At 68.5% G+C, this 15,767-nt stretch carries 11 protein-coding genes; 7 read left to right on the plus strand and 4 right to left on the minus strand.

The window, feature by feature from the left end:
- Positions 1-981 precede the first annotated feature (981 nt).
- Together CKO41_RS05910 and CKO41_RS05915 are read left to right on the plus strand one after the other, a co-directional pair.
- Complete coding sequence (locus CKO41_RS05910) at positions 982-1,959, plus strand: calcium/sodium antiporter (RefSeq protein ID WP_200381535.1); 978 nt, start codon at positions 982-984, stop codon at positions 1,957-1,959.
- A 448-nt stretch (positions 1,960-2,407) separates the two neighbouring features.
- Positions 2,408-3,181, plus strand: coding sequence for a class I SAM-dependent methyltransferase (locus CKO41_RS05915; protein ID WP_200248650.1), 774 nt, complete (start codon positions 2,408-2,410; stop codon positions 3,179-3,181).
- Between the two features lie 93 nt (positions 3,182-3,274).
- Here CKO41_RS05915 and CKO41_RS05920 read toward each other — a convergent pair whose 3' ends face one another.
- Positions 3,275-3,901, minus strand: a complete 627-nt coding sequence (locus CKO41_RS05920; RefSeq protein ID WP_338113691.1) for a trimeric intracellular cation channel family protein — start codon at positions 3,899-3,901, stop codon at positions 3,275-3,277.
- 375 nt (positions 3,902-4,276) lie between these two features.
- Here CKO41_RS05920 and CKO41_RS05925 point away from each other — a divergent pair, with 375 nt between their 5' ends.
- Complete coding sequence (locus tag CKO41_RS05925) at positions 4,277-5,740, plus strand: DUF3375 domain-containing protein (RefSeq protein ID WP_200381536.1); 1,464 nt, start codon at positions 4,277-4,279, stop codon at positions 5,738-5,740.
- A 295-nt stretch (positions 5,741-6,035) separates the two neighbouring features.
- Here the strand turns inward: CKO41_RS05925 and CKO41_RS05930 are convergent, their stop codons facing one another.
- The 3 genes from CKO41_RS05930 to CKO41_RS05940 form a co-directional block, all read right to left on the minus strand.
- Positions 6,036-6,266, minus strand: a complete 231-nt coding sequence (locus tag CKO41_RS05930; protein WP_200248771.1) for a DUF433 domain-containing protein — start codon at positions 6,264-6,266, stop codon at positions 6,036-6,038.
- A 592-nt stretch (positions 6,267-6,858) separates the two neighbouring features.
- Positions 6,859-7,161, minus strand: coding sequence for a type II toxin-antitoxin system RelE/ParE family toxin (locus CKO41_RS05935; protein ID WP_200248645.1), 303 nt, complete (start codon positions 7,159-7,161; stop codon positions 6,859-6,861).
- Positions 7,158-7,382, minus strand: a complete 225-nt coding sequence (locus CKO41_RS05940) for an addiction module protein (protein WP_200248643.1) — start codon at positions 7,380-7,382, stop codon at positions 7,158-7,160. The genes CKO41_RS05935 and CKO41_RS05940 overlap by 4 nt, the downstream gene beginning before the upstream one ends.
- A 399-nt stretch (positions 7,383-7,781) precedes the next feature.
- Here CKO41_RS05940 and CKO41_RS05945 point away from each other — a divergent pair, with 399 nt between their 5' ends.
- The 4 genes from CKO41_RS05945 to CKO41_RS05960 all read left to right on the plus strand — a co-directional run bounded on the left by CKO41_RS05945 (position 7,782) and on the right by CKO41_RS05960 (position 15,599).
- Positions 7,782-8,465: a DUF4194 domain-containing protein gene (locus CKO41_RS05945; protein WP_242464010.1), complete on the plus strand. Its 684-nt coding sequence runs from the start codon at positions 7,782-7,784 to the stop codon at positions 8,463-8,465.
- 1 nt (position 8,466) lies between these two features.
- Positions 8,467-11,835: an ATP-binding protein gene (locus CKO41_RS05950; RefSeq protein WP_200381586.1), complete on the plus strand. Its 3,369-nt coding sequence runs from the start codon at positions 8,467-8,469 to the stop codon at positions 11,833-11,835.
- Positions 11,832-13,013: a DUF3322 domain-containing protein gene (locus tag CKO41_RS05955; RefSeq protein ID WP_200381537.1), complete on the plus strand. Its 1,182-nt coding sequence runs from the start codon at positions 11,832-11,834 to the stop codon at positions 13,011-13,013. Before CKO41_RS05950 ends, CKO41_RS05955 begins: the two co-directional genes overlap by 4 nt.
- A 270-nt stretch (positions 13,014-13,283) precedes the next feature.
- Complete coding sequence (locus tag CKO41_RS05960; protein WP_200381538.1) at positions 13,284-15,599, plus strand: hypothetical protein; 2,316 nt, start codon at positions 13,284-13,286, stop codon at positions 15,597-15,599.
- Positions 15,600-15,767: the final 168 nt, after the last annotated feature.

A 15,767-nucleotide genomic window follows, 5' to 3' on the forward strand; every position in this document is an offset into this window, starting at 1 on the left:
CGAACAATCAGGCAGTTAGCGGCGGCGCCGTGGGCCCAGACGGCTTCCGGCCGCTCGACTTCCGGTGCCCGATTCGATTATAAGGCATTGTTCTTGCGATTGAAAACGACTTTCCGTCCAGGCACTACTGTAAGGTACTGCACAATCCCATGTAGTCCAAGGGCTTGTTCTTGCCTCGTCGAGGACGAGGGGTATGGCGGGGCCTCCTTGCCCCGCGCGGGTGACTTGAATCTTTCAAGGTGCCCTGCGATTCGCCTCGGGCAACCACACCGATGGACTGGTGCCCCTCTGGGCGCTGGGCCGTGGCGCCGACGCATTCCTGACCGTTGCCCGTCATGACGAAGTCGCGGGCCGTCTGTGGGGTCGCGGGGCACCCTACGATTGGGATGGCGCCGATGTGGACAACACTCCGGAATGCCAACCGCTGGAGTTCCGACCAACCGACGATCGATTCGGTCCGCTAGCTGGTCGAGCACGACGAGCTGGCGCTGGTCTCCGCCACCCCGAATCGCGATGGCCGCGACCTCGACGAGGCGGGGCTGGCCTGGGTCGAGGAACGGGGTGGGTCAGCCCCTGGGCGGCCGGTGGCGAGGCCTGGGCCCGCGAGTTCACGATCGAGGACGAGCCGAGTCCGCCGCGCGTGGGCCTCGGGGCCAGCGCCGGGGAGTCGCGGCGCAATGCGCGTCTCCATCCGCTTGAATCTTGATTTGCGGCTGCCTACGCTAGGGGCTCGTGTCAGATTCGGCCAACGCGGATGAAGCACAGACTCCAACGCAGGTGGCGGACCATTTCGGCGGGGGGCGGGCAGGCGCGGGCCATCGTGGCCGCACCGCGGCCGCCGCTCGGCTGGACGCCGGGGCAGCGCGGCGACTCCGGCTCGGCCCTGCCGCCGGGCGACGTGCGAGAGGCCCCCAACCCTGTCGCCATCCTCGACCATGGCCAGCGCCGGTCGGCGGCGACTGAAGTCCCTTCTGGTTCCGTATGACACTCGCCTTCATCGCCGTGGTGCTTGGCTTGGCGCTCCTCGTCTGGAGCGCCGACCGCTTCGTCGAGGGGTCGGCGTCCACGGCCCGCCACTTCGGCATGCCGCCGCTGCTGATCGGCATGGTGGTCGTCGGCTTCGGCACCTCGGCGCCGGAGATGGTGGTCTCGGCGCTGGCCGCATCCCAGGGCAACCCGGGGATCGCGTTGGGCAACGCCTACGGCTCGAACATCGCCAACATCGCCCTGATCCTGGGGGTGACGGCGCTCATCAGCCCCATCGCGGTCCATTCCCAGGTGCTGCGCAAGGAGCTGCCGATCCTCGTGGGGGCGACCGCGTTGGCGGCCTGGCAAGTCTGGGATGGCGAGGTCACGCGGCTCGACGCCCTGGTCCTGCTCGCGGTCTTCGGCGGGCTGATGGGCTGGACCATCTGGCAGGGCCTGCGAACGAAAGGGGACGCGCTGGGGGGCGAGGTCGCGCACGAACTGGAAGCGCACGCGATGCCGATCCGCCGGGCCGTCTTCTGGCTGCTGGTGGGCCTGATACTGCTCATCGCAAGCTCGCGCATCCTGGTCTGGGGCGCGGTGGAGATCGCTCGCGGCATCGGAGTCAGCGACCTGATCATCGGCCTGACCATCGTCGCGGTGGGCACCTCGCTGCCGGAACTGGCCTCCTCGGTGATCGCCGCCCGCAAGGGGGAACACGACATCGCGCTGGGCAACATCCTGGGTTCCAACCTGTTCAATACCCTGGCGGTGGTCGGCATCGCCGGGGCGATCCACCCGATGGCCGTGGGGCCGGAAGTCTTCAACCGGGACATGCTGGTGATGGCCACCCTGACCCTGTCGCTGTTCGTCATCGGCTACGGCGTCCGGGGGCTGGGCCGTATCAACCGCATCGAAGGCGCGGCGCTGCTCGCCTGTTATCTGGGCTACACGGCCTATCTGGTCAGCACCCTCTTCGGGCAACCGACCTAGGGCCTCGCTCCAGAAATCCCGAGGCCGCTTTCATGTCGCCCTATGATGCGAGCACCGTAGGAGCCCGCTTGCGGGCGACTACGACGCGCTCGTGGCGGCCAAGGAAAGGGTCAGAAACAAACGACACAAGCGCGAAGACGACAAGAAACCACGAAATACACGAAAGTCGCGAAAAAACGGCAGATTCTTGTGTGTCAGTTCGGCCCTTTCGCGTGTTTCGCGTGTTTCGTAGTTCCCAGAAGATGTACCGGCTATTCTTGAATCGTCACTCAGATCGCCCGCAAGCGGGCTCCTACCACGCGCCACGCGGGGATTGCAGGCAGCGACGCTGCGGTCTCGAGAATTCCGCGGTCTTGCACTAGCCCCCGATGTCGGGGCACGCGCGCCGTCACCCGACAGGCGGCGGATCGATCGTTCGCAAAGCCGGTAGATGAAACGGGATACGACGATGAATGACATCCAGCTGCTCGTCGACCTCCACCGCCATGCCGTCCGGCAAGGACCGGGCGGAGAGGCCGAAACGAAGCGGGCCATGGCGCTCGCCGGACTCGACCGATCACGCCCGTTGAAGATTGCCGATATCGGCTGCGGCACGGGTGCCTCGACCATCCTCCTCGCCGAGGAGTTGGATGCCGACATCACTGCCGTGGACTTCCTGCCGGAATTTCTCGACGAGCTCCGATCCAGGGCGCACGACCATGGTGTGGCCGACAGGATCGCCACGCTGAACTGCTCCATGGATGCCCTGCCGTTCGCCGACGGGGAGCTGGACCTGATCTGGTCCGAGGGGGCCATCTACAACCTGGGCTTCGAGGCCGGGGTCTCCGCGTGGCGCCGGTTTCTGAAGCCGGGGGGAAGGCTCGTCGTTTCCGAAATCACCTGGCTCACGGCCACGAGACCGCCGGAACTCCAATCCCATTGGGAGCAGGAGTACCCGGAGGTGGACGTCGCCTCGGCGAAGATCGCGATCCTCGAGCGACATGGCTACAGCCCCGAGGCCTACTTCGTCCTGCCAACCCATTGTTGGCTCGATAATTACTACCGGCCCCTGCAGGGGCGCTTCGACGCCTTCCTCGAACGGCATGGCCGCAGCGAACAGGCCAAGGCGATCGTCGAAGCGGAACAGCACGAGATCGACCTCTACGAACGATACGGCGACTACTTCAGCTACGGCGTCTACGTGGCCAAGAGGCAGGCCGACGGCGGCGCGCTCGACCCATAGTCGGCGCGGCGCCCAGGCGGCGGCCGATGTGCGCAGTGCACGCCGCTGCGAGACGGTCCCGGGCGCGCCGCCATCGGCATTCTCCCTGCTGTGTCAGCGGCCCTTGGCCGTGAACCTGGGCAGGCCGATCTCCCACTGGATGGCCGCCATGCGGAGCAGAAAGATGGTCGAGCCGGCGACCGACGCGGCGACCCAGCCCACCACGTCGAGGGCCATCAGACCGAGCAGGATCAGCGCCCCGGCCCAGGCGGCGGTCGCGTAGAGGGTGCCCTTGAAGACCAAGGGGTCTTCATTGCACAGGACATCCCGCAGGATGCCGCCCATCACGCCGGTGATCACACCCATGAAGCTCGCGACGAGCCATGGGGTACCCCAGGCCATGGCGGCCTTGGTGCCGATGATGGTGAAGAGCGCGAGGCCGGCGGCGTCGGCGACCAGGAAGAATCGGGCCGGCAAGACGACGAAGCGCGCCAGGAAAAAGGTGGCGCAGGCGCTCAGCAGGGCACCGATCAGATAGGTCTGATCGATCACCCAGAACACCGGCCTGTCCAGCAGCAGGTCCCGCACCGAGCCGCCGCCGAGGGCGGCGGCCAGCGCGACGATGACCATGCCGAACAGGTCGTAGCGCTTGCGCCCAGCCTCCAGCACCCCGGCCGCCGCCATCAGGGCCACGGCGCTCTGGCCGATCCAATACATCAGCTCGTCGATGGGGGGCGACACGCGGGGTTCCACGGGGCATCGAGGTGAACCGAGCATACAGGAGGCGTGAAGCGAAGCGGAAATCGCATTTTCGCTTCGCGTCTTGAAAATTGCCCGGATGGCAATTCTTCAAGCTCCACGAAAAAAGGGCAACGCCAAGGCATCGGACCGCATCGGTCTCCCGCGTCTCGCTCACGCAGGCCACGCGGTGCTGATGACGGGCTCGGATCGTCGGTGCCCGGCACTCGACAGGGATGCGCCGCGGCAGGCACACTCGCGGCCGACCCTGCAACAGCGGCGGTGACGAAGGCCCACCAGACCGCTTCGAGCCCCTCGCCACCGCAACCTGCCGGGGCGCGACCATGGCGCCAGATGCGGACCGATTCGCTCGCAACGATGGACCACACGACCCTCGCCACCCTGCGTGACCGACATCCGGCCTGGCGGCTGCTGGCCTCGCCGCACGCGCCGCTGATCGCGAGCTTCCTGCACCGCGTGTTCGTCGCGCCCAACGTGCGGATCATGAGCGAGGCGGACCTGACCGAGGCGCTGGAGGATGCGCTCTTCGCGTTGCGCGAGCAGCTCGGCGCCGAGGCCTACCCCAAGGGGGCATCGGAGTACCTCAACGACTGGGCGGCGCCGGACAAGGGCTGGCTGCGCAAGTTCTACCGGCCGGGCACGGATGAGGCGCAGTTCGACCTGACGCCGGCCACCGAGAAGGCCATCGCCTGGCTCGCGTCGCTGACCGAGCGGCCCTTCGTCGGCACCGAGTCGCGGCTGCTGACCCTCTTCGCGCTGCTCGAGCAGATCGGTGCCGGCACAGAGGTCGATCCCGCCAAGCGCGTCGAGGATCTGCGCCGCAAGCGCGACGCGCTCGATGCCGAGATCGCCCGCGTGCTGGCGGGCGACGTGCCGCTGCTCGACGACACGGCGGTCAAGGACCGCTTCCTGCAATTCCAGCAATTGGCCCGCGAGCTGCTGGCCGACTTCCGCGAGGTCGAGCACAACTTCCGCGGCCTCGACCGCAAGGTGCGCGAGAAGATCGCGCTCTGGGAGGGGGCCAAGGGCGCCCTGCTCGACGAGATCATGGGCGAGCGCGATGCCATCGGCGACTCGGACCAGGGCCGCAGCTTCCGCGCCTTCTGGGACTTCCTGATGTCCAGCCGCCGCCAGGAGGAGCTCTCCGAGCGGCTCGATCAGGTGCTGGCCCTGCCCGCGGTGGCCGCGCTGAACCCCGACCCACGCACCCGCCGCGTACACCACGATTGGCTCGAGGCCGGCGAGCACACCCAGCGCACCGTGGCCCAGCTCTCGCAGCAGCTGCGCCGCTTCTTGGACGATCGGGCCTTCTTGGAGAACCGTCGCATCCTGGAGCTCCTGCACGGCATCGAGGGCAAGGCGCTGGCGCTGCGCGAGGCCATGCCGAGCGGAACAGTGACGCACATCGATGCGATGGGCGCCGACATCGAGCTGCCGCTGGAGAGACCGCTGCACACGCCGAGCGCGAAGCCGCACCTCACCGAGTTGGTCCTCGAGGCCGGCGACGACGAGATCGACACCGCGCGCCTCTTCGACCAGTTTGTCGTCGACAAGGCGCGCCTGCGGGCCGGCGTGCAGCGCGCCCTGCGCGGCGCCGGGCAGGTCACGCTGCGCGACCTGCTGGAGGCCGAGCCCCTGCAACAGGGCCTGGCCGAGCTGGTCGCCTATCTGGAGCTCGCCCACGCCGGCGATGCCGGCGACGGCCTGCGGGCGGTCGTCGATGACAGGGTCGAGGAGCCGATCCGCTGGCAGGGGCGAGCCGCCGACGGGGAGCCGGTCGAGCGCTGCGCCCGCCTGCCGAGGGTGATCTTCGTGCGCTGAGCGTGGCGACCACGGGGGAGACGGAGCGGCCTCGACGGGCACCGCATCGTCGGCCGTCGGGTTACGCCCCTAGGGGGCTAACCCGACCTACGGCGCTACGGCGCCGGCGACATCGGCACGGCCCGTAGGTCGGGTTAGGCACGCCGGCACGGCGGTCGCCGACAAGGAACGGGCCAGCGCGCGCCGTAACCCGACGCGACCTCGGCGAGCGCCACATCGCCGGCCGTCGGGTTACGCCCCGAGGGGCTAACCCGACAAGCGGCCTCGACGGGCGGCCGGTTGTCCGCCAGCAAGCTCATGCCGCGATCAGGATCGCGTGATCGGTCTGGATGGCCGCGTAATCGAGAGCGGCAAGGATGTCCTCCTCTTCGAGAAAGGGATAATCCCCGAGAATTTCCGCATGGGAAGCACCGGCACCAAGCAGGCTCAGAATGTCGCTGACGCGGATGCGATAGCCCCGGATACAGGGACGCCCCCCGCATTTGCCGGGCTCCAGGGTAATGCGTTCAAGCCTGCTCTGGTTCATCATCAACTCCAGTCGATTGGAACGCCGCCCGAAATGTAGAACCTTCTCTCTGCGCTGACCGGGCCGCGCCATCGCTCAGCGATGCGGAAGACAATCGGCTCGAATGCCGGGCGCGTCTCGCGCGGGATGACGGGCCGGCAGCGCCTCTCCCGGCGATTGGCGGAACGACACGGACTCACCGATCCGTCATTCGCCGAGCCTGGCACGACCCGGTTACGGCGAGCGAAAGCGGCACGCCGCCCCGGCAGATCCGTCACCCTGTGTTCTGGGGAGCGACCGGCATCCGCAAGACTCCGCAACGCAACGCGACCGGGTGCCGATGTGGCGGACCAACCAGTCCGAGCGCCACCCCAGCAGGTTGATCGTGAAGAAATAGGTCCCGCCCGGGCCCCGGAAGCGTCGGTAGTCCGGCTACCCGCAGGTTAGCCGATTTCCCGTAGGGAGGATGCCCGCCAGGGCGATCCGCCATTCTGGCGCCGACCAGGATGCCGGAGCCTTCGGGCACATGCCCGAGCGAACGGCCGGCGCCGTGGCTCCCGACACGTGGCGGAACCTCCTCTCGGAGTTCCGCCTTACGTTACGCGTTACGCGTTTATGCGGGTTGCACGCGATCCCGCCAATATCCAGGAAGACGGCGCTGATGCGCGATCGCAAGGATTCGAACTCCACCGTGACGCTCATAATAGACGACATTGTAGGGGAATTTTCGCATGGGCAGCTTCCGCGTCCCTGCGTGCCAGGGTATACCGAGCCCAGGCCGCTCGCGCAATAGCTCGACGGCCCGGTCGAATTCGGCCAGAAAGCGCTCTGCAACCGGTTTGCCCGCATTCTTAGCGTAATAGACGGCTGCCGCTGACAACTCGGCATCCGCATCCGGGTGGAGAGAGACCCTCATTCGATAGCCGTACGAGCGCGGGCGATAGCCTCGGCGTAGGACACGGGCGTGACGTCGCCAGACTCGAGCGCCGCCAAGCGCCGCTCTATCTCCACGGACCAGGCCTCATCCACCGCCGAATCGTCGGCGAGGCTGGTCAACAGGCGATCGGCGAGGCGCACACGCTCCTCTGGCGCCAGCGCAAGGGCTTGAACCTCAAGATTCGTAATCGAAACGGACATCCAACGATCCTCCAGTAGGAAATATCTTGGGAAACATAGTCCAGTGACGCGCGCGTCTCAACAACTGCGGGACCGCTTGCACCCCGCCTCGCGCGGTAAGCCGGTTGGTGGAACCGGTCCATGGTTCGGCCTTACCCATTCCCCGCGCGAAGCCACTCCGAGGGCGGATGCCCGAAGGGCGATCCGCCATTCCGCCCGCCGACCGGGGTGATGCCGGGGCCTGCCGACAGACGCCAGATCAACCGGCCGGCGTCGTGGCTCGCGGCACGTGGCGGAACCTCCTCTCGGAGTTCCGCCTTACGCGGGTTTTGCGCTCCGCCTGTGAGATTCCATGGTCGCCGGAGGACTGGAAGATGCCTCTGGAGATTGCCAGAATGGCGGGGCTACAGGGAGACGGAGATGAACGATACGGCGCACGACGCCGACGCCCGACCGATGGACAGCCCCGCCGGCGCCCTGCCGGCCGTGCCCGAGCTGTCACAGCTGATGGTGCAGTTGCTCAAGGGGGTCATCTATCGCGAAGACGACGAACGCCTGTGGGCGTACCTCCTGCGCTTGCAGGCGCGGGTGCGGGAGCAGGCGGCGGTGCTGCTGCTCGACCTGGTGCTCGACGAGGCCGAGGGCTATGCCTTCCTCAAGGGCCGCCCGGATCCGGATCAGGCCGAAGGCGCGCCCCGCCTGCCGCGGCTCGTCGTGCGCCGGCCCCTGTCCTACCCGGTCAGCCTGATGCTGGCCCTGCTGCGCAAGCGCCTCGCGGAATTCGACGCCGGCGGCGCGGACACCCGGCTCGTGCTCTCGCGCGATGAGATCGCCGAGCTGATCCGGGTCTTCCTGCCCGACGGCACGAACGAGGCGCGGCTGATCGATCAGGTGGACGCGACCGTCTCCAAGGTCGTCGATCTGGGGTTCCTGCGCCGGCTCAAGCCCGCCGCCGGCGGCCAGGACAGGGGGCACTTCGAGGTGCGCCGGATCCTGAAGGCCTTCGTCGATGCCCAGTGGCTGGCCGATCTCGATGCGCGCCTGGAGGGGTACCGCACGGCGTTCTCCGACGGCTCCCCGGCCAAGGGGCCCGATCGTGATTGAGATGCCGAGCCTCGCGCTGGACTTCGTCGGCGATGACAGCCGGGTCGGCTTTCGCTTGGCCACGCTGGAGGTGCTCAACTGGGGCACCTTCGACAAGCGGGTCTGGCGCCTCCAGCTCGACGGGCGCAACGGCCTGCTGACCGGCGACATCGGCTCGGGCAAGTCCACGCTGGTCGACGCCCTCACGACCTTGCTGGTGCCGGCGCAGCGCGTCGCCTACAACAAGGCCGCCGGGGCCGAGGCGCGCGAGCGCAGCCTGCGCTCTTACGTCCTCGGCCACTACAAGAGCGAGCGCAACGAGGTGACGGGCAGCGCCCGCCCGGTGGCGCTGCGCGACGCCTCCTGCTACTCGGTGATCCTGGGTGTCTTTCGCAACGAGGGCTACGACCAGGCGGTGACGCTCGCCCAGGTGTTCTGGCTGAAGGACCCCCAGGGCCAGCCGGCGCGTCTGTTCGTCGCGGCCGAGCGGGCCATGGCCATCGCCGAGGACTTCAGCGGCTTCGGCCCGGACATCGGCGCCCTGCGCAAGCGCCTGCGCGCCTCGGGCTGCGACCTGTTCGACAGCTTCCCACCCTACGGGGCCTGGTTTCGGCGGCGCTTCGGCATCGAGCACGAGCAGGCGCTGGAGCTCTTCCACCAGACGGTCTCGATGAAGTCGGTCGGCAACCTCACCGACTTCGTACGCAGCCACATGCTGGAGCCCTTCGACGTGGGCAGCCGGATCCTGGCGCTGATCCATCACTTCGACGACCTGGACCGCGCCCACCAGGCCGTCCTCAAGGCGAAGCGGCAGATCGAGCTGCTCGCGCCGCTCGTCGCCGACGGCCAGCGCCACGCCGCGCTCACGGCCGAGATTGCGGCATTTCGCGACGGGCGCGACGCGCTGCGGCCCTATTTCGCCCGGCTGAAGGGCGAGCTGCTGGAGCGGCGCCTCGCCCTGCTCGGGCAAGAGGCCGAACGGCTCGATGCCCAGATCGAGCGGCTCGGGGCGCAGCGCGACGGCGAGCGCGGCGCGGTGACCGAGCTGGAGCGTGCGTTGCGCGACAACGGCGGCGACCGGCTCGAGCGGCTCGCCGACGAGATCCGGCGCCAGGAGCAGGAGCAGGCGCAACGCCGGCAGCGGGCCGAACGCTACGGAGACCTGCTGGCCCGCATCGACGAGGCGCCGCCGGGCGACGAGGCGGCCTTTCTCGCCCAGCGGCAATCGATCGGCGCGCGCGCCGAGTCCCTGCGCGGGCGCATTGCCGACCTCACCAACCGCGAGCGCGAAGAAGACTTCGCCTTCCGCAAGGGACGGGAAGCACGCGACGCCTTGGCGGAGGAGATCGACAGCCTCCAGCGCCGCAAGAGCAACATCGACGCCGCCCAGATCCGCATCCGCGAGGCGCTCTGCGGGGCCCTCTCGATCGCCGAGGACGAGCTGCCGTTCGCCGGCGAGCTCATCCAGGTACGCGAGGACGAGCGCGATTGGGAAGGCGCCGCCGAGCGGCTGCTGCGCGGCTTCGGCCTGTCGCTGCTGGTCCCCGATGCGCACTACCGGGCGGTGGCCGACTGGGTGGACCGCGAGCACCTGAGGGCACGGCTCGTCTACTTCCAGGTGCGACCGAAGAGGCGCCCCCAGGGCGCCGGCCTGCACCCGCAGTCGCTGGTGCGCAAGCTCGCGATCAAGCCGGATTCCCCGCACTACGAATGGCTCGATCAGGAACTGCGCAGCCGCTTCGACGTCGCCTGCTGCGACAGCGCCGAACAGTTCCGCCGCGAGGCGCGCGCGATCACCCGCGCCGGGCAGATCAAGGACCCGACCGGCCGCCACGAGAAGGACGACCGCAGCCGGATCGACGACCGCAGCCGCTACGTGCTCGGCTGGAGCAACGCCGACAAGCTCCGCGCACTGCGCGACCGGCTCGCGTCCTTGGAGACCGATCTGGCCGCGACGGGACGGCGCATGTCCGAGATCCAGCAGGCGCGTCAGCAGCTCCAGGACCGGCTCGAGGCCCTGGCCAGGCTCGAGGAGTTCACGCGCTACGCGGAGATCGACTGGCAGAGCCTCGCGCGCGAGATCGCGGCGCTCGCCGAGGAACGGGCGCGCCTGGAGGCCGCGTCCGACACCTTGCAGGAACTGGGTCGGCAGTTGCAGGCGGCGCGCGAGCGGCTGACAGAACTGGAGTCCCACCTGACCGACGCGGTCGGCAGACGGGGCGGGGTCAAGACCAAGATCGAGACGGCCCAAGAGCAGCGGGGGCAGGCGCGGGCCATCAGCGATTCGGTGCCGCTCGATGAGGCGCAGACGGCCCGGCTCGAGGGTTGGCGCCGCGAGGCGCTGGGCGAACATCAGCTCTCGGTCGAGTCTTGCGACAACCGCGAGCAGGAGGTGCGCAAGTGGCTCCAGGACCGCATCGACGCCGAGGATCACAGACTCAAGCGGCTGAATGAGCGGCTCATCCGGGCGATGGCCGCCTTCAAGGACGAGTTCAAGGCCGAGACCGTCGAGATGGACGTGAGCCTGGCGGCCCTCGGCGAGTACGAGCGGTTGCTCGACGGCCTACAGCAGGACGACCTGCCACGCTTCGAGGCCCGCTTCAAGGAGCTGCTCAACGTCAACACGATCAACGAGATCGCCAACTTCAACGCCCAGCTCGCCCGCGAGCGCGAGACGATCAAGGAGCGCGTCGAGCGCATCAACCAGTCCCTGCAGGCGATCGACTACGACCCGGGGCGCTTCATCAAGCTGGTCGCCCAGCCGAGCCCCGACGCCGAGATCCGCGACTTCCAGCAGGACCTGCGCGCCTGCACCGAGGGCGCGGTGACCGGCTCGGGAGACGAGCAGTATTCGGAGACCAAGTTCCTCCAGGTCAAGGCCATCATCGACCGCTTTCGGGGCCGTGACGGGCTGACGGAGGCCGATCGGCGCTGGACGGCCAAGGTCACCGACGTGCGCAACTGGTTCCTCTTCTCGGCGAGCGAGCGCTGGCGGGCCGACGACGCCGAGTACGAACACTATTCGGACTCCGGCGGCAAGTCCGGCGGCCAGAAGGAGAAGCTCGCCTACACGGTGCTGGCCGCGAGCCTCGCCTACCAGTTCGGCCTGGAATGGGGCGCGGTGCGCTCGCGCTCGTTCCGCTTCGTCGTCATCGACGAGGCCTTCGGGCGCGGCTCGGACGAATCCGCCCAATACGGCCTGCGCCTCTTCCAGCAGCTCAACCTGCAACTGCTGATCGTCACGCCGCTGCAGAAGATCCACATCATCGAGCCCTTCGTCGCGAGCGTCGGCTTCGTGCACAACGAGGGCGGGCAGGACTCGCGGCTGCGCTGCCTCACCATCGAGGAGTATCGGGCGCAGAAGGCCGGCAGCGGCGAGGCGGCGCGATGACCTGGACCAGGCCCGCCGACCTGCGCGCCCAGGTCCAGCGCCTGTGGGAGCGCGGCGAGCTGCTGCGGGCCAGCGTGACCGAGACCATCGAATGGCCGCTGCGCCTAACGCTGAAGGCGCCCGCGGCGGCCGACCTGGCCGAGCGCTTCGAGGCGGTCCGCGACTGGGTGCAGGCCCTGACCGCGACACCCCAGGTGCGGATCGAGTGGCGCGAGCGCACCCATCGGGTGCAAGGCCGGCAGCGACTGCCGGCCGCCGTCTGGGTCGATTCGCTCGAGGCGGCCCTGGCCCTCGTCGGCAAGACGCGGCAGGTCGAGCACTACCGGCACCTCTGGCAATGGACGGGCACCGCGCAGCCGGCGCTCCTGCCCTGGCTGACCCGGCGACCGCTCCAGGCCCTGGAGCTGGCCGAGCGCTGGGAGCGGCTGCTCGCCGTCGTCGCCTGGCTGCAGGCCCACCCACGCCCGGGCCTGTACCTGCGTCAGGTCGACCTGCCCGGGGTCGACAGCAAGTTCATCGAGGCCCATCGCGGGGTCCTCGCCGAGTGGCTGGACCTGGCCCTGCCGCCCGAGGCGATCGACGCCGCGGCGACCGGGGTCGCACAGTTCACGCGTCGCTACGGCTTCCTGGACAGGCCCATCCGGATCCGCTTCCGGCTGCTCGACCCGGCGCTGCCCAGTCTGCCCGGCTGCCGAGGCCTCACCGACATTAGCCTCGATGCGGCGAGCTTCGCCGCCCTCGCGCTGCCCATCGAGCGGGTCTTCATCACCGAGAACGAGACCAACTTCCTCGCGTTCCCGCCGGTGCCACGCGCGCTCGTCCTCTTCGGTGCCGGCTACGGCTGGGAGGCCCTGGCACGCGCCGCCTGGCTGCAGCGCTGCGTCCTCCACTACTGGGGCGACATCGACACCCACGGCTTCGCGATCCTCGACCAGCTGCGCGGCCACTTTCCCCAGGCCGCCTCGTTTCTGATGGACCGCGAGACCCTGCTCGCCCATCGCCCGCTCTGGGGCGAGGAACCGCAGCCCGCGCGCCACGACCTGCCGCGCCTCACCCCAGAGGAGGCGGCGCTCTACGACGACCTGCGCCTCGATCGGATTCGCCCCGGTCTGCGGCTCGAGCAGGAACGTGTGGGATTCGGCTGGCTGATGGAGCGACTTGGCCCTTCGTCGCGATGAGACCAGGATGACGGCATGGCGATCGCCCGTCCACAGCCAGGCACCTGGATGAAACCCCGCGGCCCTCGCGCCCACGCGCTCAAACCCGCCAATACCGGCGAGGTCTGTCGCGCAGGCCCTCCTCATCGGCAGGGAGAGAACCGCCGTCCACTGCGATCTCTGCGTTGGCGATACGAGAGGACGCACAGCACGCACCGCTGAAATTGCTGGCGCCAGCCCAAACAGAGGAGGGTCATCGCCAAGCGAACCAGAAAAGGGGGGCTCTCCATCATGCTGTCACGGTCCAAGGCCGCCTGGAGCGCATGTGCCTCCCTCGTGTTACTGGTCTGCACCGCTTGTGGATCCAACGAGCAGGCGACCGCAAGCACACCCGATACGGAGACGAATTTCAGCTTCATCGGCGATTGGGCGGGGCTCATCGGGTGCCGGGGGCGCGACTTTCCGATCGACATCGCGATCCGCGATTCCGGGGGCAGCGGCCTCTCTGCGGCGGCGACGATCGCGCCCGCCCTCTCGCACGCGCGCGTGGCATCGCCCTGGAATCGCGCTGTCGACGGTGCGCCCTTCGCGGTCACCGCGGATGATGGGCTGCGACTCATCTCTCTGGTGGAGGAAGGGGGTGGACGACGCGGAATTCGCCTCGACGTCATGGCGTCGGAGGACGGAGCACAGGCCGTCCTCGCCTCAACGGACTGCGAAGATGGTGTGCTGTTCGGCGGGACGAACGCGGCCGCCGCCTTGGCCGAACTGCGCGCCGAGTTCACCGCGATCCGCGAGCCGCTTGTCATCACGCAGGACGATCAGGCGAAGGCATGCCCCGACCACCTGCGGCGCTGGATCGACGTCGGGATGGCCGCACCGCTCGACGACTGGGGCCGCGGCGACGCCACGAGCCTCTGGAAGGACGACACGACGACCCAGGTGTTCGGCAAACCGCTCGATCGACTTTCGGCCGAGGAGCGCCGGGCGGCCCGCCTCGCCCTGACGGCGTCCTGCGGCGAACGGGGGAATCGGAAGCAGCTCGCAATCATCAATCTCCTGAGCCGCATAACCGACGAGCGGAGTTTTCGGGCGCAGCACTACGATCGCGTCAAGCGCGCCGTAGTGAACGAATGGGTCCGGCACGTCGACGGGATGCTCGCCGCCGATGCGCCGCTGAACGGCGACGCTGCGAGCGCCGCGATGCGCGCACCGCTGCGCTTCGACTTCGTGGCCCTGGGTCCGCTGGACAACGGCGAGGTCTTCGATGGGCAGGCCTTCGCTGAGCGGCTGAAACCGGCCCTCGACGCGGCACACGCGCGCGCCCATGAGGCGTCTTTCCTTGACCTGATGGCCAGCCGTGCAGGGCGTTTCCGCGAGCTGGTCGCCAACTACGAGGACGCGCGACGCGATGAACGGATTGCCGACGACAAGGCGCGGGCGATCTTCGAGGCGAACATCGTCGCCGCGGCCGAGTCGTTTGCCACAGCCGCCGACGACCTTCGCAATGCTGCCGAGATGCGCGACTGGATCGCCGGCGTCGATGCAGGTCTCGCCTGCGGCCGCCCCCCGTCCGCGGCCTGCACCCGCGCCCGCAGGGTCTTCGACGACCGTCTGACGCGGCTGGCGAGCGAGTTCGCCGCGCGCCTGACCGACGAGCTCGGACAGTTCGACGACACGCCCCCAAGCCTGGACCTGCTCTCGCACACCGTCGAGCGCAGCCGGGCGATCGATGCGCAATACGCCGGCCTGTTCGACTACGGCAAACTCGGTGCGGCGAAGGCGGCCTGGGATCGCAAGCGCTGGTCGCTCCAGGACCGGCTCGCGCGGCAGATCCGCGAAGAATTCGAACCACTCGCGCTCTCGAGCGAGATCACCGGGCTTCGGCAGGCCTATTATTCAGACACGGACCTCGATCGACGCAAGGCACGGCCCGTCGCTGCGCTGATCTCGGAGAAGATGCGGGATACGACGCCCTTCAACGGGACAGGGGCAGACGACTACCTCAACGCCCTCTACAACCAGGACTTCCCGACGCTCGCCGCGCTCGACCAGCAGGCAACGGCCGGCCTGCGCCCCACCTTCGCCTTCCTCGCCCGGCAGATCGCGGCGTACGACGCCATCGCTGACGCGATGCTAGGCCGACCCACCGGGGTATTCGCACCGATCGTCGGCGAGCTGATGAATCCCTCTGCCGTCACGCCGGTCGCCATGACCTATCTGCTGGCGTTCGAAGAGGCGTTCCCGGATTGTCTGGGGGCAGATGCAGTGACCTTCACCTTCTCGGAGCGCACCGACACGGTGAAGCGCAACGCCTTCGGGACGGAGCTCTACCGCATCCAGGGCGTGACGACAACGGAGCACTACCGGGTCAAGCGCGAGCTGGCACCACTATTCCGCGCGGTCTTTTCCAAACCCGACGACAGCGGGGTCGGCACCGCATTCGACCGCATGTTCAACGACGGCGGCATCACCCGATTGACGGGCGGCGTGCGGACGATGATGAAGAGCGCCGATTGCCGATCGCCCGAGATTGCCCGCCTCGAGTCGGGACTGCGCGCCTACTACGGGAACAGACAAGACGCCTGGTCGCGACGATCACGCTGACGGGAGGCCTATCCGGGATGAGTGGACACGGCCCCCTCGTCCCCGGGCGACTCGGCAAGTCCCGCAGCTATCCACATCGCACACCTGGGGCACTTGTCCGATCCGGTGGACGATGGGTTCGCACCCGTGATCCGCGCCGGCACGATGCCCATCGCGCGTCTCGGGCTT

Source organism: Thiococcus pfennigii (assembly GCF_016583835.1).
In the GTDB taxonomy this organism is placed as follows: domain Bacteria; phylum Pseudomonadota; class Gammaproteobacteria; order Chromatiales; family Chromatiaceae; genus Thiococcus; species Thiococcus pfennigii.

Coding starts and splice junctions, on each gene's coding strand:
- CKO41_RS05910 (WP_200381535.1), top strand. CDS start 982: ATGACACTCGCCTTCATCGCCGTGGTGCTTGGCTTGGCGCTCCTCGTC.
- CKO41_RS05915 (WP_200248650.1), top strand. CDS start 2,408: ATGAATGACATCCAGCTGCTCGTCGACCTCCACCGCCATGCCGTCCGG.
- CKO41_RS05925 (WP_200381536.1), top strand. CDS start 4,277: ATGGACCACACGACCCTCGCCACCCTGCGTGACCGACATCCGGCCTGG.
- CKO41_RS05930 (WP_200248771.1), bottom strand. CDS start 6,266: ATGAACCAGAGCAGGCTTGAACGCATTACCCTGGAGCCCGGCAAATGC.
- CKO41_RS05935 (WP_200248645.1), bottom strand. CDS start 7,161: ATGAGGGTCTCTCTCCACCCGGATGCGGATGCCGAGTTGTCAGCGGCA.
- CKO41_RS05940 (WP_200248643.1), bottom strand. CDS start 7,382: ATGTCCGTTTCGATTACGAATCTTGAGGTTCAAGCCCTTGCGCTGGCG.
- CKO41_RS05945 (WP_242464010.1), top strand. CDS start 7,782: ATGAACGATACGGCGCACGACGCCGACGCCCGACCGATGGACAGCCCC.
- CKO41_RS05950 (WP_200381586.1), top strand. CDS start 8,467: ATGCCGAGCCTCGCGCTGGACTTCGTCGGCGATGACAGCCGGGTCGGC.
- CKO41_RS05955 (WP_200381537.1), top strand. CDS start 11,832: ATGACCTGGACCAGGCCCGCCGACCTGCGCGCCCAGGTCCAGCGCCTG.
- CKO41_RS05960 (WP_200381538.1), top strand. CDS start 13,284: ATGCTGTCACGGTCCAAGGCCGCCTGGAGCGCATGTGCCTCCCTCGTG.